The sequence below is a fragment of the Aliivibrio thorii genome, from assembly GCF_057368585.1.
On record NZ_CM170655.1, the window covers coordinates 674,929 to 697,155 of the forward strand.

At 36.5% G+C, this 22,227-nt stretch carries 16 protein-coding genes; 3 read left to right on the top strand and 13 right to left on the bottom strand.

Going from position 1 to position 22,227, the window contains the following annotated elements; all coding sequences use genetic code 11:
- Window positions 1–44 precede the first annotated feature (44 nt).
- From AC2IP4_RS17205 to AC2IP4_RS17255, 11 genes are all read right to left on the bottom strand, one after another.
- The gene (locus AC2IP4_RS17205; RefSeq protein WP_375320839.1) at window positions 45–1,433 is read right to left on the bottom strand and encodes an O-antigen ligase family protein; all 1,389 of its coding nucleotides are present in this window, start codon (window positions 1,431–1,433) and stop codon (window positions 45–47) included.
- A gap of 8 nt (window positions 1,434–1,441) precedes the next feature.
- Entirely contained in the window at window positions 1,442–2,875 is a 1,434-nt protein-coding gene (locus tag AC2IP4_RS17210) for a lipopolysaccharide biosynthesis protein (protein WP_375319947.1), read from the bottom strand.
- Window positions 2,875–4,101, bottom strand: a complete 1,227-nt coding sequence (locus AC2IP4_RS17215; protein ID WP_486311184.1) for a glycosyltransferase family 4 protein — start codon at window positions 4,099–4,101, stop codon at window positions 2,875–2,877. The genes AC2IP4_RS17210 and AC2IP4_RS17215 overlap by 1 nt, the downstream gene beginning before the upstream one ends.
- A gap of 195 nt (window positions 4,102–4,296) precedes the next feature.
- Window positions 4,297–5,325: a glycosyltransferase family 4 protein gene (locus AC2IP4_RS17220; RefSeq protein WP_486307793.1), complete on the bottom strand. Its 1,029-nt coding sequence runs from the start codon at window positions 5,323–5,325 to the stop codon at window positions 4,297–4,299.
- Window positions 5,306–6,790 (bottom strand): sigma-54-dependent transcriptional regulator, encoded by a 1,485-nt coding sequence (locus tag AC2IP4_RS17225; RefSeq protein ID WP_486311185.1) that lies wholly within the window; start codon window positions 6,788–6,790, stop codon window positions 5,306–5,308. Before AC2IP4_RS17225 ends, AC2IP4_RS17220 begins: the two co-directional genes overlap by 20 nt.
- Window positions 6,791–6,841: 51 nt before the next feature.
- Window positions 6,842–7,588, bottom strand: coding sequence for an Hpt domain-containing protein (locus tag AC2IP4_RS17230; protein ID WP_486311186.1), 747 nt, complete (start codon window positions 7,586–7,588; stop codon window positions 6,842–6,844).
- Between the two features lie 32 nt (window positions 7,589–7,620).
- The gene (locus AC2IP4_RS17235) at window positions 7,621–9,147 is read right to left on the bottom strand and encodes a SpoIIE family protein phosphatase (protein ID WP_486307795.1); all 1,527 of its coding nucleotides are present in this window, start codon (window positions 9,145–9,147) and stop codon (window positions 7,621–7,623) included.
- Complete coding sequence (locus tag AC2IP4_RS17240; RefSeq protein ID WP_375319941.1) at window positions 9,147–9,854, bottom strand: CpsD/CapB family tyrosine-protein kinase; 708 nt, start codon at window positions 9,852–9,854, stop codon at window positions 9,147–9,149. Before AC2IP4_RS17240 ends, AC2IP4_RS17235 begins: the two co-directional genes overlap by 1 nt.
- On the bottom strand, window positions 9,854–11,965 hold the full coding sequence (locus AC2IP4_RS17245) for an SLBB domain-containing protein (protein WP_445819218.1): 2,112 nt from the start codon (window positions 11,963–11,965) through the stop codon (window positions 9,854–9,856). The genes AC2IP4_RS17240 and AC2IP4_RS17245 overlap by 1 nt, the downstream gene beginning before the upstream one ends.
- 14 nt (window positions 11,966–11,979) lie before the next feature.
- Entirely contained in the window at window positions 11,980–12,807 is an 828-nt protein-coding gene (locus tag AC2IP4_RS17250; RefSeq protein ID WP_375319940.1) for an OmpA family protein, read from the bottom strand.
- Window positions 12,808–12,836: 29 nt separating this feature from the next.
- Window positions 12,837–13,154 carry an STAS domain-containing protein gene (locus AC2IP4_RS17255; RefSeq protein WP_375319939.1) on the bottom strand — a complete coding sequence of 106 codons (318 nt, stop codon included), beginning with the start codon at window positions 13,152–13,154 and terminating at the stop codon, window positions 12,837–12,839.
- Between the two features lie 419 nt (window positions 13,155–13,573).
- On the opposite strand from AC2IP4_RS17255, the gene AC2IP4_RS17260 reads away from it, so the two are divergent.
- Complete coding sequence (locus AC2IP4_RS17260; RefSeq protein WP_375319938.1) at window positions 13,574–15,685, top strand: LruC domain-containing protein; 2,112 nt, start codon at window positions 13,574–13,576, stop codon at window positions 15,683–15,685.
- A gap of 15 nt (window positions 15,686–15,700) precedes the next feature.
- Window positions 15,701–16,201, top strand: a complete 501-nt coding sequence (locus AC2IP4_RS17265; RefSeq protein ID WP_375319937.1) for a hypothetical protein — start codon at window positions 15,701–15,703, stop codon at window positions 16,199–16,201.
- 70 nt (window positions 16,202–16,271) lie between these two features.
- On the opposite strand, the gene AC2IP4_RS17270 is transcribed toward AC2IP4_RS17265, so the two are convergent.
- Together AC2IP4_RS17270 and AC2IP4_RS17275 are read right to left on the bottom strand one after the other, a co-directional pair.
- Window positions 16,272–18,014 (bottom strand): response regulator, encoded by a 1,743-nt coding sequence (locus tag AC2IP4_RS17270; RefSeq protein ID WP_486311187.1) that lies wholly within the window; start codon window positions 18,012–18,014, stop codon window positions 16,272–16,274.
- A 4-nt stretch (window positions 18,015–18,018) separates the two neighbouring features.
- Window positions 18,019–20,706, bottom strand: coding sequence for an ATP-binding protein (locus AC2IP4_RS17275; protein WP_486311188.1), 2,688 nt, complete (start codon window positions 20,704–20,706; stop codon window positions 18,019–18,021).
- A 642-nt stretch (window positions 20,707–21,348) separates the two neighbouring features.
- Here AC2IP4_RS17275 and AC2IP4_RS17280 point away from each other — a divergent pair.
- The gene (locus tag AC2IP4_RS17280) at window positions 21,349–22,221 is read left to right on the top strand and encodes a sigma-70 family RNA polymerase sigma factor (protein ID WP_375319934.1); all 873 of its coding nucleotides are present in this window, start codon (window positions 21,349–21,351) and stop codon (window positions 22,219–22,221) included.
- Window positions 22,222–22,227: the final 6 nt, after the last annotated feature.

Sequence of the window (22,227 nt, forward strand, 5' to 3'; positions counted from 1 at the left end):
CGATTTGATATTAATGTGTTTGGAGGGTTTTCGTGAGTATTACATCATTGTTCGGCTAATTTTTTTAATGCTATCTCACTGGTTTTTCCTACTGCAACAACCAGTGCCGCTAAGATGTAAATAGGCCAGTTAAAGCCTTGGGTTAAAAAGGTCCCAGAAACGATTATCCCAATTAGCCCTGCAAATACAGCCTGAGCACAGGTATATATGGCAGGATCAATTATATCCTGTACTGGCTTTATTGCTTGTAGGGTTTTATTGGCATTTTTAATTAATACAGCAATTAAGCTAATGAAAACAATAAGCCCAAGGAATCCAGTCTCTGCGAGTACACCAAACCATGTACTGTGAACGGCGTGGTTTAATCCATCCCAATGAGGGCTGTAATAAAAATAATTAGCAAAAAAGTTATCTAAGCCAACTCCTGTTAATGGGTGAGTCATAGCCATTTTAAAGGCGGCTTCCCATGCATATAAACGGCCCATGGCGGATTCATCAACACCAGCCTCGGCTGCACCACCTGACGATCTATCGGATATGCCAGCAACGATAAACAAGACAGAGCCTGCCATGATGGCGATAGAAAATAAGAGGGCTTTAGATTTAATGCGCTGTAATCCATAAATACCGAATACTGCAATCATACCCAATAATCCGCCGCGGCTTTGAGTGGCTATTACAGCCCAGAAGAGAATTGGAATAGCAACAAGGCCAAGCATGCGTTGATGCCAAGGTAGTTGATGAGTAACAAGCAGCCCGACGGCAAAAGAAGTTGGGAACAACAAAACTAGGGCGAGATCATTAGGATCACCAAGCATGGATCCAAATTCTCGGCCTATGGTGACACGAGTACCTTCTACCAAACCAATACCACCAAGTTTGTTTTGAATCGCGACGATCCCCACTAATACACCTGCAATTGTAATGGTCTTTAGCGTAAATGAAAGTTGCTGAGGACTTCGTACTAAGACAGCGATTGCGAATGTCATGAGTATTATTTTCCAATAGATCCCTTTGAAGTATTCAATGGCAATAGGGCGATTACTGGCAAAGACAATACCTATAATGATTAACAACATGAAGCAAGTAAGTAGTGTGAATTCCTTACACCAGAATAGTTTGATTTTTTTAGTTATCCCGACTTGCAAGCCTAGTGCGGCTAAAGAGCCCAGAGAAAGCAAAAGAGGGATTTTTAAACTATACAATTGAGGAAATACTTCATGAATTCTAAAGAAAGAGAAAATGACAAAAAGCAACACCATTAAGAATGGACGGCTAAGCGTATAGAGAACAACTAGAGGTAAAATACCTAATACAATAATTAATGCAGGGTGAGGAAATAAGCGCCATAAAACCCCTGCTAGCAATGAGCAGACAATAGCGGCAAACCATTGAAAGGGTTTTGATTGAAGTGGTGCATCATTCCTTATCATCATTTTTCCTATTTTCTGCTTTTATGAATAGGTAGGGTGATCAGTTGTAATTGATAAGCGAATATGAATATAGACAAAGCACTGGTTATGGTAGCAACCAAATGTACGGTACTTGGTAGTGAGGACAAGCTGAGTGTTATTGATATGCCTGTGATAAGAAACAGTACCGTTAACTTCCCTACAGAGTAAGGTAATGGACTACTATGCTGTGTAAGAATATACGTTAATGTTACTTGCATGCTTTGCGCTGTGATTAATGAGAATAACACTGCATTAATCCCATAAGATGGTGCTGTAAATATAAGTAATGTAAGCCCGGATAGAATTGATAATGTATTAATCCATAATATTTTTTTCGTTTTTTCTTCTGTTGTATTACCAATGTTTATTAACCTATTTAATTCTTTTATTGCTGAAACGATGATCAAGGCTATAGCTGAATTTTTGGCTTGATGATAATTTGCAGACATTAAGCATTCAATAAACACAGGGACACAATAGCAAGCAATGGTTGTTAATATACACAGCAATACAATGTGGGTTTCAATTACTTTCGTGGTACTTTTCTTTCCTTTTGATTGTAAATAATTAATACGCTTTTGGCTTAACTGTATACTGAATGGTTCCATTAATAATGTAAGGACTAAGGCAAACTGAATGGCAACAGAGTAAATTGCCAACTCATCAAATGAGGTATGTTCTAGTAAAATCCATCGCTCACCGCCATTTAAAACAAATGCGACTAAGCCACCGACCAGTAGCGGTAAACTGTAGGGAAAACAAAGAGCAGTAATGTCTTTGTTAAATAGGTATCCAGTGCCATGAACCTTTCTATTTTGTTTGGTTTGAATATATATAAGAGCGCAAATTTGTAAGGCTGCGCTGATAAAACCTGCCAATAAGATCCCTGAAATACCATAATTTTGATGTAAAAATAGAATAGTTAAGAGTATTTGTAAGAGTGCTCGCCCTGTAGTTAAGAAGAAAAACAGTTCGGCTTTTTCTCTTATTCGTAATGAGTTGAGTACAACAATAATCATCCCTTCAAATGCTAAGGGCATTAATAAAAGCTCTAGTTCAGAGGTTGTTGCGTATTGAGGATATAACTCATTAATGAAAGGGGTCGATAGCCAAATTACAACAAGAGATATCACACCAATGATCATGGCTAAAGTAAATATTTCGCCAGTTATTTTACGTTTTTTGTGAGGGTCTTGCTCTCGTTCTATAAAAACACATAAGGCTTTATGTAACGAAAATCCAAGAACGGCGCTTAGAAGCATCGAAAATGTCACTAAAAACTCCAATCGGCCTAATTCCGATTGTGAAATATGATTGGCAATGTAAGGCAACATAAATAACGAGATCCCTTTCATTAAAATAATGCTGCTGACATAAAGCGATGTGCTTTTTAATGTTGGTGATAAAGGAAGTTGTTTCATTATTTCACCTCATTACTTTTAAATAATAAATGTAAAACGTTGGATAATAGGGGTTGTACCGTTTGCCAGAATGGTTTTGAATACGTTGAATCGGTAGGTATATCTAGTTGTTGCTCATAAATAGTTTCAAACTGTTTGCTATAGTGTGAAAGAGTAAAATGGCGGTATACGGTCTCTTTTCCCCTTTGTCCCATTCGTCTTGCTAAATAGGGATTCTGAATGAATACCATGATGGCCTTTGCAAAGGAGTCACTGTCGTTGGGTTGGGTTAATAACCCTGTTTCGTAGTGAGTGATGACTTCTGGTATTCCTCCAACCATCGGAGCGATAACAGGTAGTTTTGCAAGCGAGGCTTCAACTAAAGCAAGACCGAAAGCTTCATCACGTGCACCATTGATGTAGGCATTAACGTCACTTTTTAACAACCCAACAACATTGCATTGCTCACCTAAGAAATGAATATTATTGGTTAAATTTAATTGTTTGGTTTGTAGTTCGAGAGCAGGACGCTCCTCACCATCACCAATAATGATTAAATGTATATTAAGGATTTCAGCATTGAGCTTGTGTAAACTTTCTATAATTAAATCAACACCTTTTCGATAAATTAATGAACCTGATGTCGCTAATACAAAAGCGTTTTTATCAATATTAAGTTGATCTCTTAATCGCGTTGGCTTTTGAGCATTGAGTTTTTTTGTATTTATCCCATTTGGAACTATTGTTATGTCTTTTTTCTGATAACCATCAAGCAATAAATTTTGACCAATAGCATCACTGACTGCGATTAATTTAGGACTAAAGTGAAGACCTAAGCTTAATCGCTCTAGTAAGGGGTATTGAACGTGTAAATGTGTCACTAGGGGCGTTTGGGTATGACGAGCGACGAGGTTCATCCATTGACAAGGTGCTGCACTATTACAGTGAATCAAATCAACGTTGTGTTGATTGATGATGGCTTTACCTTGTTGGTAGAATTCATGCCAATTAGAAAGAGAAAAGCGGGGTGAGTGCCAACCAAGTAATACCGTAAATGGCGTGACATAACTTGCACTGAGTTGCTTTTGTACTTTATCTGCAAGACATTGTTGGTTACACCATAAAATACAGTTGTACTTTTGATGGTTAATGCTTTTGATGAGATTGATTAAACAGATTTCAGATCCTCGGATCCAATCATTACCATAATGGACGAACAGTAAGGTCTTTTTATCTCTGCTTGACATAACTCACCTCCCTTGCTTTTTCTTTTGATATATAGAGATAGAGCAAAGGGAGTGCCAAATTATAATGTTTCTTAATACATTGATTTTATGAGGTTATATTTTTTTCATCATGAGGTTTCTCAATTTGAGAACGATTATTTTCAATTTGAGAACTGAATAAAATAAATAAAAGTGGAGTGTATAGCGGTGAGTAGATTATGCCTGATATGCAGTTAATATTATTGGGATAATGGATTCAGTTGAAAAGGTGTTTTGAATCGTTTTTTGTGCTGCTTTTTGTATGGGATCTTTTTGTTGATTAGAGAGTGAAAACCAATGAGTGAGAGATTGAGATAATACCTCTGGTTTTACTATCCAACTGTTTTTTTCATGCTTGATGAGTTTGTGTAGATTTCCTACTGGGGTTGAAATAACAGGAATGCCTCTTCCCATTGCTTCTAGGGCTGTCATTGGTAAGCCTTCATAGCGAGAGCAAATGACTAATAATCCGATATTGTTCCAGATAAGGTCCATTGAGTTTTTATGGCCATGAAAAACGACATTAGACGTTGCTTGTTTTAGGAGTTCTTGTTCCATCGGGCCTGAGCCGTAAAGGTGGAATTGATGCTCGGGATGTTTTTGGGCTAATTGAATAAATCGATCAGGGGCTTTCTCGTAGCTAAAGCGTCCAACAAAGGCCACTTGTGAACCTTGGGATCTAGCAAGATTCTGTGTGGTAATAAAATTATTCAGAACCGCTGTTTTACTCGGTATCCGAGATTTTATCTGCTCACTAACGACAAAGTTGTGATGACTCAGTGGCGCGCTCCATCGATCTAAAAAATCATAGATTGCTAATTTACCTTTGTTAATTTCCCCTGCATGAAAGGTATTTATAAATCGGATTTTTTGATGGGAGGTAAGTAACGATAGGCGTAATAGTCGAGAATAAAGCGCTGCTTTATAGCCATGAGAATGGATAACAGCAGGAGAGTGCTTGCGGGTATAATGAAATAAATCTCGTAATGATCCATTTAAAAAACGATAGGAAATATTGGCATCATCTAATAAATAGGTGAGAGGATGGGTACTATCGTATTGGTGTAGAAAAATCACTTGAACTGATCGTTGAAATGATTTTAATCCCTGCGCGAGTTGTAAGATGTGGGATTCAATTCCTCCCACATCTCGGCTATCAATTAATAACCAGATCTCAGCATTTGCTTTATGATTCTGATTCTTCATACGCTTCCCATGCCTGTTTCTTTCGATACAGAGTCGATGGACTGAGTTCAAGCAATACCGCTGCATTAAGGACATTTCCGTCACAATGGTCAATGGCGTTTTGAATTACCTCTCTTTCAATATCGGCCATTGGTCGGATTATGCTGGTATCAATCTCTTGCTGTGTATCTGTATGCTCATGGGGTGGCTGTGGAGTGATAATCTCATGTTGTGATTGAATCACCTCTTCTTGTACTGTTTGCGAAACAATAGTTTTGGGAGCGGCAACTTGTGTCTTCACTGTTGGTGACATCAGTGGTTGGTTTAATGGTGGTGGTAAATGCTCCATAGCAACATGAGTTTCATTATGAAGCACAACAACGTTTCTAATGATATTCTGTAATTGACGTACGTTGCCTGGCCATGCGTAATTACATAGTTTTAATTCAACGTCTCGTTTCATTGCTTTGAATTTTTTCTTATCTTCTTTTGCGTATTTCTTTAAGAAGAAAGAGGCAATATCAATGATATCTGTTCCACGATCGCGCAGTGGTGGCATTTGAATAGGGACAACATGAACTCGATAATAGAGATCTTCTCTAAAACGACCTTCGTTGACCTCGGTGAGAGGATCTCGGTTGGTTGCACAGATAATGCGAATATCAGTGCTGAGTTCTTTGCTTCCACCTAATGGAGTAAAGCGTCCTGTTTGTAGAAAACGCAGTAATTTTTTCTGCATTTCTAATTCCATTTCGCATAACTCATCTAGGAATAAGGTACCACCATTTGCCATCATAGCAGCACCTTTTCGATCTGTCGTTGCGCCGGTAAATGCCCCTTTTATGTGACCAAAAATTTCACTCTCCATTAAATCTCGTGGAATGGCACCACAGTTAATGGCAACAAAAGGCTTGTTATTGCGTTGGCTTTGGTAATGAATCGCTTCTGCACATACTTCTTTACCTGTCCCACTTTCGCCGTAAATAAAGACACTTGCAGTGGTTGGTGCAACTGCATCAATGATTTTATATACCGCTTGCATTGGTAAACTTGAACCAATAAACCCTTGGTATTTTTTTCGGTTAAATGTGTTTTGAAGATCTTCAACTAATCCTTCTAATTTATTGCGTTTTAAATGATTAGTAATAGACGCTTTTAAGCGGTTTGCTTGGATGGGTTTTTCAATAAAATCATCCGCACCGCTTTGTAATAAATTTACGGCGATATTAATGGTGCCGTGTGCCGTTGCGACAATAACAGCGGTTGGCAATTGTTTTTCTTTCATCCATGCGAGTACATCTTGCCCTGACATATCAGGCAATTTCAAATCCAGAATCACCAATTGTGGTGGATTCTTCTCCATGAAAGCTTTTGCTTGCTCTCCGGTAGTCACATGGAAGAATTCATACGGCTCATCCTTTACGTATTGCTTGTAGAGGATAGCCAAAGAGGTCGAATCTTCAACTAAAAGTACTTTTTGTAGCATAAGCAACGTCCTGTTTTACCTAGCAGTTTTCATTGTACTGTGTTTTTGATTTTAATTTGTGAAGCCTAATGCGTTTCGCTGTTCTAATGCCAAAAATGACTCTTTTGCTATCTTTGGTAGTAAACGTGCTTTTGCTAATGCATCACTAAATTCATGTTGAATACAGTGTAGCTCTATTTGACGAGCTAAGGTTGATAAAGCAACGTTACCAAGAGTGAGTGAACTGCTGCCTAACGTATGGGCTTCAAACTCCAGTACATATAAGTCTTCAGTATGGGCTGCGTTTGTGATTGTTTCAACTCTATCTTTAGATTCAATGATATAGAACTTAATTAATTCAGGCATGACCTCTACATCGGTATCTTTGATTATTTGTTGAAGAATTTTTTCATCGACTAATATTGTCGATGGTTCGTCATCTTCTTGTGGGATTGTTTCTTCGGTGGAAGCTTGCATAGATAAAGTCGGTGTCACAGAGTGTATCGATTTTTTCTCCCCAACCTTTGTTTGTTCTATTTCTTTAGGTTTATTTTCTGCTTCTGCTTCTGCTTCTGCTTCTGCTTCTGCTTCTGCTTCTGCTCTTGTATTTGTTGTCGAAGTGGGGAATTGAGTTGTGAGGGTTTCATCGATATGTAAATAGTGAGATCGAGCAATGAGAGCTCCAAGTAAAAAGGAAAAGCTCATTATTGATATGATAAGTATGAGGCCATTAGTTAGTTGAATGGCGACAGCCAGAAATGCAATAAGAATGATTATGCCAATCCATGTAGCTAGGGTTGTACGTTGCTGTGTTTTCATAATGAACCTCTCATTGCTTGCATACCATTTCATTAATTATTTCTTTCGATTAAAAGTAATAATGCGTCATCATTGGGTGGTGTGCCTGCCAATTTGTCAAAGCATTGCATTATTTGTTCAAGTGCTTCTTCGATTGGTTTTTCTAGAGTTGCTAATAATGTTGATTTTATGGCGCGTTCTAAGGTCTCTCTTTCAGACACTGTATTGCCAGATTCAAATAAACCATCAGTAAATAATGCTAAACGCTCACCTTGTTTTAGCGTAAGGGTTTGTTCTTGATAGTCCGTGATAGGTAAAAGGCCTGGTAATGTTCCTTGAATATCGATACTACTTAACCCGTTAGGTGAAATATGCAGAGGTGCAGGGTGTCCTGCACTGCTGACTTTTATCGTATCATTAGAAACAAAGCTTAAACAACAACTTGTTAACATGGTTTGTGATAACAGATGGTCTTTAAATGCATTATTTGAGAGCTGGGATAACAATTGTGCTGGTTGAGCCATGTCTGAATTTTGCATTAACCCACGAACATAGCCAGCATAGGCATAAGCGAAAAACTTCGCACTTTCATCATGGCCCATGACATCGGCAAGTAATAACAGTGAGACGTTATTTTCTGTTCTAGAAAGTAAGAAATCACCACCGCCATGCCCTGTATTTCGCTGTTGAGTCGCAATGTTCCAATGCGTTGAATCTAGTTCAGTGTGTGGCAAAAGGCTATGAGTTATTTTTTTATTTACTTGCTGAGAAAGCGCTTTATATACTTGGTTAAATCGGGCTAATACACGATGAATTGAGTGCAATAATTGTTCTTTTTTAATGGGTTTCTCTAAGAAGTCGTCAATGCCTAATTGGTTGGCATTATTTAATGTATGAGTATCTTGTAAGCGTGATAAAAAGATAAAAGGGGTAACGAAAGATGTCGATTTTTCTAGTTCTTCCCTTAGCTCTAAACCGCCCATTTCTGGCATTTGAATGTCAGAGATAATTAAATCAACGGTCTCATTATTTAAGAATTGAAGTGCATCTTTCCCGTTATTCTTAGTGGTAATTGTAAATTCTTTTCCAAGATAGGCTTGGTAAAGCGTGCGTAACATTGGGTCATCTTCAACAATCAATAAGTGGTGTTGTCTTTGATAAGCGGCACGCTCCCATTTCATGGTTAGCATATTATTTTTATCGCTTGAGTTATAAATAATCTCATCGGTTTGATCTTGAATGATATCAATGCCACGGCCTCCACACTTTAAACTGAAATTACTGAGGTTGTCATTTGTGTGCTGAGTGGTTGGATCCCATTGCTCGCCAGTATCGCAAATATCGAGTTGCCAATGTTTCGTGGTTTTTCTTAATGCAATGGTAATGATTTCACTAGGTTGTTTAGGGTGAAGTACAAGATTGGTACTCCACTCTGAAAAACACAGTAAGCATTGGTGTTTGAACGTTTTTTGGGTATCTAGACGGTCAAGAATTTTAGAGAGTGATTGGCGTAGTATCCTAACAGAATCTAATGATGCATCTTGAGTGTCTTCAAAAAGTAGAATGGAATTAGTCATCATTACACCACTGTTGATAAGAATCGATTCTTGTTAATCATTGATATTAATTTAGTTGATAAACGAGTAGGTAAAAAGCGCAAGCGTTCAATTTCTCGGCATAATTCATTTTTTAAACTAGGGTGATATTTATCATTGAAGACATGGCCGATGATATTTGCTTTATTATTTTCTAATGATTCGATAGCTGCTTTAAATTCAGTCTGTAGGGTTTGACCTGATAGCACTACCATAATGGTTCCGTCACATGATCCAGCGACAGTTTGTGCAGGAATGCTATCAACTTGTAGTTGAGATAGGGAAGATGAATCAATAATTACTTTATCAAAGTCAGTTAACCACTGTTCTATATGATGTTTAAGGTTTTTTGGTTGGCGTAGCTCCATCATATTAGCTTTATCTGTTGGTATGGGTAGTCCTGATAACACCACATTATCTTGCAGAGTAAGGGCGAGATAATGTGGTGTGGGTTCTTTATCTTTGTTTGGTTCAGTTACAAAAGACAACGCGGTTAAACTAGGGTTTTGTAAATTTAGATCCACCAATAAAGTTCGATAACCTGCCAATAAATGTCGTTCAGTTAACGCTTGAGCTAACGAAGTCACTCCTTCTCCTGAGTTCGTTGAGGTGATACACAGCGAACGACACTCCTGTTGCTCAAGCTGTAAGAAGACTTGTTCTATTTCCATATTGCATGGGGGGATTTTCATTACAAGGCTCCTATTAAAGCAATGGTTGCGACGACTTGGAATACGTCTTTCATTACGACACGAACTTGCTCCATGACGCTTTCATCTTTATTTGGAATGTAGATGGTATCACCGGCTCTTAGTACTGGTAAGCTTCTAAAATCGGCAGTACGGCTGAATTTTACAAGATCAAAGGTTCTTGCTTGCCCTTTGTCTAATGAATGGTTTACGACACTGATTTTCTCAAGATAAGCGACATTGCTTGGGCCTCCTGCTTCTGCCAGTAAATCTAATAGGGTCATTGAATCATTAAAACGGTAACGACCGGGTTTATTGATGGCACCAAGTACACGAATCGTGGTTTCTTTACTTTCATCAACCCAAATTCGGTTCTTCTCCGGAACGTAAATAGTGTCACCAGTTTTTACTATTGGAAGTAGTGATTCATCACCTGTTTCAAAATACAGTGCTAGGTTTAATTTACTTACTTTTGAGTAGCTTTTATCACGATGAGTTACTCGAATATTATGGATGTCGGCATCCAATGTTGGCCCATCTGCTGCTGAAAGGATGTCTAGGAAATGCATTTCATTGGTAAAACGGTAACGACCAGCTGCGTTTACTTGACCAAATACATAGATAGAGCTGTCTGAACTTTGACGAACCCATTGGGCTTTGTTATCTGATGGATCTTGAGGTAAATCGTGCACTCGAATGGTTGCTCCAGCTCGAATGGTTGGTAGGGCTGAGTCTGGCTTCCCTTTAGTAATAAATGAATCTAAATTAAAAGTATAAACTTGATTATTACCTTCACGGTCAGGGGTTACGATTTCGATTCGAGTGGTGTCACCTCGAAGTGTTGGCCCACCTACGTGTGCTAATAAATCTAAAAATGACATTTCATCTGACCATTCAATACGTCCGGGGTGTTGTACTTCGCCTAATACTCGGACGGCACGACTTGGTGCTATTTTTAACCATGATTTTTCATTCATGTCTGTTTTCTCTGGGACAAAAATCGCGTCACCTGCTGAAATTGGTGGGGGACGTTGGTAGTTCGTGCCTTCTGTATAACCAGATAAATCAAAGTTAATCACCGCACCATTGGCTTTAATAATTCGTATTTGGCGAGATTCTGCAAATCGTGTTGGGCCACCTGAGTTCGCTAAGATATCCATAAAGGTAGCGCCTTTTTTACCTTCAAAAGCACCCGGTTTTGCTACTTCACCCATGACATAGACCATGTTTGAGCCGGATTTTATTTCTTCTTCTTGTTTTGGAACAAAGATGGTTGATCCGACTTCAAGTGGCGGTAATAAACTGTCATCACCGGTATCTAAATAACGTTTTAGATTAAATAGGGCAGGTTGGTTTTTTGAGATAACTCGAATTTGTTCGACACCTGCGTAACGGGTAACCCCACCAGCACGCATTAACACATCAACAAGGTTTGTTCCTGATTTATAAGAGAAGGTACCTGGTGCGTTTACTTCACCAAAGACTTTAATCGCTTTTTTACCATCAGTAGCATCACCCGCTTGGGATAATTTTGATGGATCAAATTCTTGTTCTATATTCCCAACCATCGGTGACGCAGGGATAAACAAGGTATCTAGTGATTGAAGAGCAGGGAGCAATGATTGGTCACCAGAATCTAAAAACGCTTTGTAGTTAAACGTGCTGACTTTATCTTCTCGACGAAGCTGCAAACGGTTTAGTTGAGCACCAGAGCGTAAGCCCCCTGCAGCATAAAGTGCCAGTTGTACAGAATCACCATCGGACAGCGTATATTCTCCTGGTTGTTTTACATAACCTTGAATATTTACGATTAATTGGCGTTTACTTATAAATACTTGAAGATTTCGTAAGTCTTGTAATATGGTTTTTAAGCTTAAAGTCACACTCGATACCATTTGAGCTTCTGTTTTTCCTGCGACAAATAAAGGTCCGACTTCAGGCAGTATTACTCGTCCTTGTTTATCGACTTGGAAGTCTTTATTTAAAGAATCCTCACCGGGTAACATGATAGTAATAACGTCACCTACACGTACAGTATTGTTTTTATCTTTTGAATGCACCATTGAGATAGAAGAGAACAACATGGTGATGAGTAAAATATGAAAAATACGCATGATCTTGTCCTCTGTTATTGGTCAAGTTGTAAAGGTTGATCAAGTTCTAATAACTCAATCGTAACTCGGCGGTTTGTTAATCTTACGTGAGGCTCTGTTCCTTCAAAATAAGGGTCGTTAGAGCCAACAGCATCAACATGAATACGATTTTGAGCAAGTCCGAATATACTTAAATAACGTTTTACTTGTTTTGCTCTTTTAAGTGCTAATTCTTGATTTCCATCTTCTTCTCCAACAGCATCCGCGTGGCCTGTTACGAGTAATTTAAAATCCTGATTTTTAATAAGTAACTGAGATGCTTCAGATAGATTTACAATGTATTTAGGATTTAATTCAGCTGAGTTAAAAGCAAATTGGTTGTCTCGGTTTAAGAGATCATAGATTTTTTGTGCTAACTCAATGTCTGAATTTCCTGAATTTGAATCTGAAGGTGGTTGACATGTTTCTTGTCTTTTTACGTAATCTAATTGGCGTTCTAATCGTTTGAGTAAGTTTCGTTGAATAATCAGATCATTAGCAGCATCTAGCTGTAATCCACCTTCTAGCTCTCGAGCAATACGAGCTTCATTCTGTTTTGCTTGATGAACGGTTGCAGGAAAACACCACTCTGCTTTTTCTAAAATAAGAATATCAAGGTGACGAGCCGCAAGCTCCCAATCAAAACGTAAACCATGCTCTGGGCCTAAAGGTTGATCTGGCATCACAGGAGAGAATGCCGCTTGAGGATAGTTTTCTGCTTCTCCACCTTCACCAGGTTCGGCAAACGAGGTACAACCTGAAATAGAAAGAAATCCTAAGCTTAGAATGAGCAATTTTTGTTTGTTCATGATTCGGCTCTCCATGTGAATGATCATCCATTAAAACGAGACAATTAATGTGTTGTGTTATTTACTGGAATTGCATTTTCAATACGGAGTAATTTAAGCAATTCTAATGGTTGGCCATGTGCGTTTTGGATTTGCATAGTGCGCTCTTTTTCAACGAGTCGTTTGTAAAGGTATACAATTGCCCCAATGCCTGAAGAGTCCAAAAAAGCGACTTGAGCGAGATCGATATGTACCTGACGGTGCTCTTGCTCAATAACTTGATCAATGGTTGGTTGAATATCTCGGCAACCTACGGCGTCCATATCACCTTGAACGGATAGGACTAGAGTATTTGTGTTAGATTCAAATTGATGTAGTTCCATAATAAGCTCCTAAGAATAAATCCATGTAGTGTTGATAGGTTTAATAGAGCAGTAAGTGTGCCAAAAAATATATTACTTATATTTCATATGGTTATTATATTTTCTTAAATTGGGAATGTGTTTTTAAAGTGATGTTCTCAATTTGCAATGCAGTTTGCAGAATAAGAAAAAAGAAGAATATAGAAGGAAGAAGTCACAGAGAAATAAGATAATACGAAAGGATATTATTTGACTAATTCAATCCGAATATAAAGTCACGATATAGTTTGATTTAAACGCTTGAATAGAGATGCAAAGTGATTTTCATTATAGTAATGATAAAATTATAAGTTAAAGTTTTCTTATTAATCAATAGGTTAAAATTGGCATGTCTTTTGAATGATCAGTAAGTAGAACATCATAACTAGAAGGGACAAGCTATGTATCTATTTATTAAGATAATGACATTCATACTCTTATTAGTCAGCCCAAAAGTCTTTGCGGTTGCTTTTGATTCATGCCCTAGTAAGGCTTATTTATTCCAAGGCAAACCTGTTTCAGTTTATGGTATTAATTTAGTTACTGGGACAAACAGTTTATTACAAGATGATACTGGGTTGTCTTCAAATATAAATGGGGTTGGTTTTAATGAAACTGACCGATATATATATGGGTATGATACAACTAATTATACTGTTGTTCGTTTAGGGCAAAATTTCCAAGCAACAACCTTGAATGTCAGTGGGCTTCCTTCTGGAAAAACATTTTATGTAGGGGATGTTTATCAACATCATTATTACGTTTATAGAAGTGGCACTGGTTTCTATAAAATTGATCTGTCTCCTTTAGATAGTAATGTTAATGCCACACTCACTGCAGAGTTAATTACGTCGACAGCGTCTGTGAGCTTAACGGATTTTGCTTTCCATCCAAGCAATGATCATTTATATGGTGTAGATAATGGCAGTGGTGGTTTGTATGAATTTGATATTTCTACTGGCGTAGCAACTTATATTGGGGATACCGGTGAAACAGGCACATTTGGCGCCATGTATTTTGATGTTGATGGCAACCTTTACCTTTCTCGTAATCAAGATGGTCAGGTATATCGTGTGAATTTATCGACTCAAGCCATTATTGATTCTGGAGTGGTTCCTGCGGTTAAATTTGCGGATGGTCCATTCTCTAGCCAAAATGATGGGGCTCGTTGTGCTAATGCACCACTGATTGATACTGATGAACCAGCAACCATTGACTTTGGTGATGCTCCAGACAGTTATGGTTCAACTCTTGCTTCTAATGGTGCCCGTCATGCGCTTGATGATACGACTTGGTTAGGTAATAGTGTTGATGGTGACTATTATGCGGCTCAGTCTCCTGATTCTGATGATTCAATTACCAGTGATGATGAAGATGGTGTTGGCTTTGTGACTGCACTAGAACCGGGATTAGATTCTGTAATTAGTGTGACTGCTTCAACTGAAGGGGTGCTATCTGCATGGTTTGACTGGAATAATGACGGTGATTTTACCGATGAAGGTGAGCAAGTTATCACTGATAAAGCATTAGTGACAGGCAGTAATAATCTTGTTATTAGCGTGCCATTTGGAGCAACGGTTGGTAGTACTTGGTCAAGATTCCGTTTTAGTCAACAGAGTGGTTTGGCGTATTTTGGTGGGTCAACCTCTGGTGAGGTAGAGGATCACCAAATAACGATTGTTGATGCAAATACAACACAGCGTCATTTCCCATCAGCTACCGGTTACGTTACTTTAGCTTATGAAGATAATTGGCCTGAAACCGCTGATTACGATATGAATGATTTAGTATTAAGATACCGAATTACTGAAGTATTGAAGGATGGAGAAGTCGCAAAAGTTATTATTAGTGGTAAGTTAGCAGCAGTAGGTGCTAGTTATCACAGTGGCTTTGCTGTTAGACTGGAAAACATAATTGCGAGTGATATTGATATAACGAAAACACGCTTATATTACAACTCAGTACTCCAAAGTGGATCTCCACAAGAAACGGGGATGAGTGAAGCAAGTTTCATTTTAATTAATGATGCTATTGATGTATCAAGTTATGGCTGTTATTTCTTCCGAACTAACAATGGTTGCCGAGAAGACATTGGATTAGAGTTTGAACTTCAGTTTAGTTTAACAACACCAGTAGCAACAGAAAATATGCCAGCAATGCCGTATGACCCATTCTTGTTTGCTACTCCTGGCTATTATCATGGCCCTGTTTTTGCTCAAGCTCCTGGTCGAGCCTATGAAATACATCTAGCGGATCAAGCTCCAACTGAGCAATTTAATACGGAATTTTATCAACTTGCTCAAGATACCAGTGACCCAAGTACCTCTCGATATTTCAAAACAGTGAATAATATGCCGTGGGCGTTACTTATTTACGATGAATGGCAATGGCCAAGAGAGTACGTGGATTTAACGACGGCATATCCTGATTTTGCAGACTACACACTCTCTGGTGGTGAGACACATACAGATTGGTATGACATCAATAATGCAATAACCAATAAATATTATTAAGAAGGGGACGTTATTATGAAAAAGGTAATTATTGTAACTATGGCGTCACTGTTCTTAATGGCTTGTAGTGACAGTGGGGGGGGATCGTCTTCTGGTTCTGGCGGAGGCGGCGGCTCTTCGGATGGAGGGACAGGAAGTAATCCACCTCTAGTGGCAGATAGTCCTATTGCATCAGATAATTCAGAACCAGTAAAAACACAGGATTTAGTGGCTCCTGAAGGGTTTGCATTTAATCCAGTAATAAGCCAAGCATTGAAAATTAATCTCAGCGGCTCATTACCAGAGAGAACTCATCTCACTATTTATTCAGGGTTTAAAGATAAAGAAGACGGAGGATTTATCGTTGATTACGACAGCAAAGTGATTGATTCCTCTATTAGCAATGGTGAGGGAATGATTGAATTTTCTGTCGCAGAGAGTCAATCAAGTATTGTCGCTGAAATTTGGTCTTATGATGGCAGCGATCCTTTACAAAGAAAATTTGAAATCGATGGAGGAGATCTTGTTTGGGAGTAATGGGTAATTTACCCTAGGGATAAGAGATTTTCTTATCCCTAGGGTATTTATAAAAAGATTTTTTTGAACGCTATGTTTCTTTTGTCGGTAGTTTATTTAATAAACTAGGTAATACATTATTATCGTCTTCGTCTTCAATCTTTGAATGTATTAATGGCCCACTTTTTTCTTCGATAAAATTCTCATTAGCATGCAATTTCTGAAGTATTGCGTCTCTTCTTTCCATTAAATGTTGAGAGAGAGGCATATTTTGAATTAATGATACCATCGAACTTATTTTTGTTGGGTTATCCATGCTCAAAGCAATGTAGCATTCTAATATACCAATGTTTAATTCTGATGAGTATGGGAATTGCACAAATGCCTTCTGATAGCGGTCTAATTTTTCATGTAATGTATTGATGGATAATGGATAGTTATCCACCTGGTTTATAGTATATGAAAGAACCTGTATAGCTTCTTTTAATTGAGTATCGTTCTTGAGTATTTTTAAGTAATCAAGGCAATAATCGTTAAATTGATGCTTTGTTTTGATAACCATGTTTACTTTTTCTAGTAGCCATAGTTCGCCAAAGAATGACAGTAAATATAATAGCTCAACAAGAACAACGGAGTTGAGTCGATGTAAATTATCAAAATAGGGTTGGGTGACTTTTAATGTGATTTTTTTTGCTTTAACAATGTGCCCTTCTTTCATTAGTAGCTTGCATTCGCTAAAGCTAAATAAAATACTCAATTGTTTTTTTTGTGTTTCAGTTAAGCGATATTCAGAACGGCGAACGAAGTTCTTTTGTTCAAGAAGTAATTGTTTCTTATCACTTTCAGATTGGCAGTTTTGAATGTATTCTCCAAAGTAACTAAAGCACTCCGCGACGTATGAACTCCAGTTTTGATCTGCAATGGGCAAATGGTTAGCTAGTAAATGGGATGACCTCAGAAAATAGCCTTTATTATTACAATGTAGAGCTAATTTTAATGTCTGTAAAGCTCTCGATGGTACGCTTGGCGTGAGTTCTAAAGCCGTATTTGCTGAAAAAAGAGCATCTTCATAACGTAACTGTTGGCTCTGTAATGAGCTTAAAAAATCAAAAGCCGCAGCAAACAAAGGATGTTTACGACAAAGAGAGGACGTCTTCTGTATTAATTCATCTGGTGTTGTTAAATTAAGTTCGGCCTCTAGTTGTAACCTTACTAAGATGTAATTACGTCGATTAATAAATTCGGGCTGCTGGCACAGTTCGATTAACTCTTCTTTATTATTTGGGAGAAAAAGATCAAATAAGAAAAAGTCTAGTTCATTAAGGTTTTTAGTTTTTGCTAAAGAAAGGGTTTTCTCTTTCAACGCTTTCGGGTTATCTCCTTCTTTTTTTAAAAAATAGAGATGTTTAAATATTTTAAACTCCTGATATGCATCAGTCATTTTATAACTAAGAATTGATTGACTAATTGGCTTACAAAGGTAGTCCCCATTTCCTTTTGAAAGGGTGCTAAGTACCGTTTGAGTCGTATTGTCTCCAGAAATAGTGATCACTCTTGTATATGGTTGAATAAACCCTTTTTCTTTCAATAAATCATAAAGCTCAGAACCGTTTAAGATTTGTTCTAGGTGGTAATCAATCAGCAGTAAAGAATAATGTTTTTTTGAACACATTTGAAGCGCTTGCTGGTAAGAGTGTGCGAAACTTATCGTATTAAAACCTAATAATATGAGAAGCTTTGAAAGTGATAAAGATGACACTCGACAGTCATCGACAATAAGAATATTGAATTGGTCTATCTTCTTTTTTTGCTCTATATTTTTTAATAAATTCATAATCTTATCCTGTTTTTATTTTTGTTATTTTTTCTAATAAGACTTCTTTTTTGAACGGCTTAGCAACATAGTCATCCATTCCAGATTCATAGCATTTAGAGATATCTTGATCAAGAACACTGGCTGTGAGTGCAATAATGGGTGTTTGCTTTCTGTTTTGCTTTCTTTCTACTTCTCTGATTTCTTTAGTGGCAGAAAATCCATCTTTAATTGGCATCATGCAATCCATTAAAATTAGATTATAGATATCACTTTCTGTAAATTTATCGATGGCCTCTTGTCCATTGCTTGCAATATCAAAAGTGTATCCTGAACTATTTAAAAATAATGAAGCGACTTTTTGATTAACAAGGTTATCTTCAACAATTAAAATGTGTTCTTTGACGCTGCGTTCTTTCGGAGCATGGCTACCTTCTATATGCTGTGAAACTGATTTCTTTTGAACATCAGTGAATAGTGTAGATATGTTTTCTGAATGGAAAGTGAGCGAGTTAGTTAACGTTTTGGTAAAGCGATGACCTAATAAAGGGTAAGTGATTAAACCATCAATAATTGATTCGAAATTAGCCGCTCGATTTTGGTGATTTTGAATTAAGACAAGAGGTGTTGCAGGATATTTGTCACGAAGCGTTAAGAGTTTGTTTTTACAGCACATATTAACGCAATCATCAATGCAATAAAGAATTATAGCTTGCTCATTTTCAAATAAAACAATGTCATTAATAGAATCTACTGCTATTGATTTAAATAGTTTTTGATACTTAAGCTCTTCAATTATGTTGCTTTCAAAGTCAGCATTATTACCGACTAAAATTATCGATATTTGCTCTAATTCTTTTAATGGTAGGACATTTTCATTTACTATTTCGGTTTCAATTGAGAAAGAAAACTGGCTTCCTTTGTGCTTTTCGGAGGTGAGTTTTAATTGGCTTCCCATTAATTTTATTAACTGCTGGGTAATTGCAAGGCCTAACCCTGTACCACCATATTGGCGAGTGATTGAGTTATCTTCTTGAGTAAAAGGATCAAAAATTTTCTTTTGGGCACCCTTATTTATCCCTATACCAGAGTCTGATACTGAAATAGTAATTAAGCCTTTATTTGGAGTTGTTGCCACAAAATCGGCTGCGATAGTAATGTGCCCTTCATGCGTAAACTTAATTGAATTGGAGGTTAAATTCATTAAGATTTGTCTTATTCGATGATCATCTAGCATTAAATAGCGAGGTAAGTTTGGTGCTATTTGAACATTTATCTCAAGGTTTTTTTCTGTTGCTTTAGAGACACTAATAGATATGGTATCAAAAATAAGCTCTCTAACATTGGTACTGTGGACATGCAGAGCTAAATTACCTGCTTCAATTTTAGATATATCGAGAATGTCGTTAATTAGAATTAACAATGTTTGAGATGATGTTTCTATAGTATTGAGATAATCATGCTGGATAGGGGACAGCTTTGTTTCTGATAAGATGCCAGACATACCAATGATGCCATTTAATGGTGTTCTTATCTCATGTGACATGTTTGCTAAAAAAGAGCTTTTAGCTAAGTTAGCTTGTTCTGCCTCCTCTTTGGCACCAATAATTTTCTCTTCATTTATGGCTCTTTCTAAAATTAGGGTATTTATATTTTTAGAAAATAAAGAAAGTTCATCTTTACCTTCAACATCAACTTTAATGCTGTAATCGTGATTTCTTTCAATTGCTGACATTGATTCTGTAATGGTAGTTAAATAAGAAATAATACGTTTTGATAATGATATTCCAAGATAAGAAATAATGAGTAGTGATAAGGTCAGAACGCTAATTGAAATCAAAATGGAATAATGAATCTTTTTTAACTGATTTTGAAGAGCTACTTTTAAATCATTAGTTAGCACTTTCGTGACTGATTGGATCAATAGCAGACGGTGGTGAAGTGCTTGAATGCTTGAGTTCATATTTTTAAGTGAATAGTTCTTAGCTTTGTTTTCGATGACATCATTGCGAAATTGCATGCTGATGATAAAACTGTCATTGCTAAATGTTTTTAGCAGTAGCTCTATATCTCCAGAGTTAGCATTCATAGAGATAAACTGATCAATGTATAACTCTTGACGATAAAAAAGGGAATGTAGCTCATCATGGTATTCTTGATTTTGAGTATTAATATCAAGATTTATATACCAGTTTTCTTGTGTAGCCCAGAAACTTAGCCATTGAAGTTGCAATATAAGATTTTGTTTTTGGTTGATATTTTTGAATTGGGTTTGAAAGTTTTCTACGTATTCTAATGAGTATATTGTATTTAATATATCAGAAATTGAATGTGACCATTTTTCGATATCATTAGAGGAAAAATTGCTGATTTTAGCGTTTATTTTGATAAGTTCGCTGAGTGAACTGTGCAGTTCGGAATTACTGTCTTCATGTATATTGGTTTGCAATAGTTCCAGTGCTATTTTTGATGATGATTTTTCAATGTCATTATTATTTTCATATAAAGAGTTCAAGCGTAAGTTGTGCATAGCTGTAATGTAAGTAGATAAAGCATCGTTAAACAATAAACGTTCGTTGATTGAATCAAGCGTAGTTAAGTTTTCTTGCTGTCTTTTGATCTCTTCTGTAGAGAAGGAAAACAAAATAATTAAAGGGATAATTACCAAGGTGAGCAACCTTGATTTTAGTGAAAATCTATTCATTAATGACATAAAAACAATCCTTGTTTGAAAAAGTCATTCGTCCTGACTTATCTTAAGAGCATAGGATATTAAATAAAGAAAGGTAGTAAGTTGTTCAAAAAATCTAATTATTTAATATCGTAATACTTGTTTATATTACTGATTTTATTATTTACTTCATCTAAACATGATAGGGGGTAATGATGCTTAATGCTTAGATTTTAATCTTTTTAGCAAAGTGATAATTTCATTAATTATAGGTTATGAATAAAGTGAATAATATTATTTTGATTTAATTATCAATTAAACCTTAGTGAGGATTAATTAAGTTAATAGGGAGTAAAGAGGTAAAATCAGGATAGGTTACTATTCGCAGGTATAAGGTTTAGATGAATATAATGATATTTATTGTTATAACTATATTTTAAATGGCATTGTTAATCAATTTTAAACTATTGTCGTTAAAGTATATTTGTCTTGGTGTCAATATCCTGACGTCTTAATTATGATACTAGACGTTGTTTATTCGTGATTGATATCCCATAACTTTTATTTAGAGCATAAAACACTTGTTACAGTATTGTGTGTTAATCGTATTTGGACCATAGTTTACTTATACCGCTGAAAATACAGTCGGAAAAAATGTTACGTTTGCTAGGTAAAGGATAACTTATGATTCGTTCAAATAAAAATACTGACAATGGAAGTTTAGATTCATATTCATTATATTTAAAAGAAATAAATAAATATCAACTCCTTACTGCTGAGGAAGAGGTAAGCTATAGCCGTTCTTATAAGTCTGGTTGTATGAAATCAAGAAATAAACTGATTGAATCCAACTTGAGACTTGTGGTTAAGGTATCAAATAAATATAGAAATAGAAATCAAACCGATTTGTCTCCTCTTGATATTATTGAAGAAGGTAATTTAGGATTAATGAAAGCTATTGATAAGTTTGATCCTGAACTAGGCTATCGTTTTTCGACTTATGCAGTATGGTGGATAAAAGAATCGATTGAAAGTGCTCTATTTAATCACTCAAGAACAGTACGCTTGCCCGTTCACATTACTAAAGAATTGAATGTTTACCTGAGAGCTGCTCGTGAGTTAACTAAGTCTCTTAAAAAAGAACCTTCAATTAGCGATATCTCTTTTTATTGTGAAAAAGATGAATCTAAAGTAAATAAAATCATGGGCTTAGTTCCTTCATCTACAACGTTTCGCTCTGCATTAATTGAAGACAAATCCTCAATTCTTGTTGATTTATGTATTAATGATAATGCAAAAGATCCAGATGAGTTTCTTTCTAAGGCTAATTTAGAAGAGAATTTGTCATCTTGGATTAACTCTCTACAAGGGAGAGAAAAGCAAATTATTATTAATCGTTATGGATTATTTGGTCATGATATTCAAACACTTGAAGAATTAGGTCATGCCCTAGATTTATCAAAAGAACGAGTTAGGCAAATACAATCAGAAACGCTAATTAAGTTAAATGCTATATTTTCAACAAATAATTTAAATTTAGAATCAGCATTAGGGTAATAGCCT

Bases quoted from the DNA above. Each gene is read 5' to 3' on its own strand.
- AC2IP4_RS17275 (WP_486311188.1), bottom strand. From the start codon at position 20,706: ATGTCATTAATGAATAGATTTTCACTAAAATCAAGGTTGCTCACCTTG.
- AC2IP4_RS17270 (WP_486311187.1), bottom strand. From the start codon at position 18,014: ATGAATTTATTAAAAAATATAGAGCAAAAAAAGAAGATAGACCAATTC.
- AC2IP4_RS17220 (WP_486307793.1), bottom strand. From the start codon at position 5,325: ATGAAGAATCAGAATCATAAAGCAAATGCTGAGATCTGGTTATTAATT.
- AC2IP4_RS17255 (WP_375319939.1), bottom strand. From the start codon at position 13,154: ATGGAACTACATCAATTTGAATCTAACACAAATACTCTAGTCCTATCC.
- AC2IP4_RS17230 (WP_486311186.1), bottom strand. From the start codon at position 7,588: ATGAAAACACAGCAACGTACAACCCTAGCTACATGGATTGGCATAATC.
- AC2IP4_RS17260 (WP_375319938.1), top strand. From the start codon at position 13,574: ATGTATCTATTTATTAAGATAATGACATTCATACTCTTATTAGTCAGC.
- AC2IP4_RS17225 (WP_486311185.1), bottom strand. From the start codon at position 6,790: ATGCTACAAAAAGTACTTTTAGTTGAAGATTCGACCTCTTTGGCTATC.
- AC2IP4_RS17240 (WP_375319941.1), bottom strand. From the start codon at position 9,854: ATGAAAATCCCCCCATGCAATATGGAAATAGAACAAGTCTTCTTACAG.
- AC2IP4_RS17215 (WP_486311184.1), bottom strand. From the start codon at position 4,101: ATGTCAAGCAGAGATAAAAAGACCTTACTGTTCGTCCATTATGGTAAT.
- AC2IP4_RS17265 (WP_375319937.1), top strand. From the start codon at position 15,701: ATGAAAAAGGTAATTATTGTAACTATGGCGTCACTGTTCTTAATGGCT.
- AC2IP4_RS17210 (WP_375319947.1), bottom strand. From the start codon at position 2,875: ATGAAACAACTTCCTTTATCACCAACATTAAAAAGCACATCGCTTTAT.
- AC2IP4_RS17205 (WP_375320839.1), bottom strand. From the start codon at position 1,433: ATGATAAGGAATGATGCACCACTTCAATCAAAACCCTTTCAATGGTTT.
- AC2IP4_RS17280 (WP_375319934.1), top strand. From the start codon at position 21,349: ATGATTCGTTCAAATAAAAATACTGACAATGGAAGTTTAGATTCATAT.
- AC2IP4_RS17250 (WP_375319940.1), bottom strand. From the start codon at position 12,807: ATGGAGAGCCGAATCATGAACAAACAAAAATTGCTCATTCTAAGCTTA.
- AC2IP4_RS17245 (WP_445819218.1), bottom strand. From the start codon at position 11,965: ATGCGTATTTTTCATATTTTACTCATCACCATGTTGTTCTCTTCTATC.
- AC2IP4_RS17235 (WP_486307795.1), bottom strand. From the start codon at position 9,147: ATGATGACTAATTCCATTCTACTTTTTGAAGACACTCAAGATGCATCA.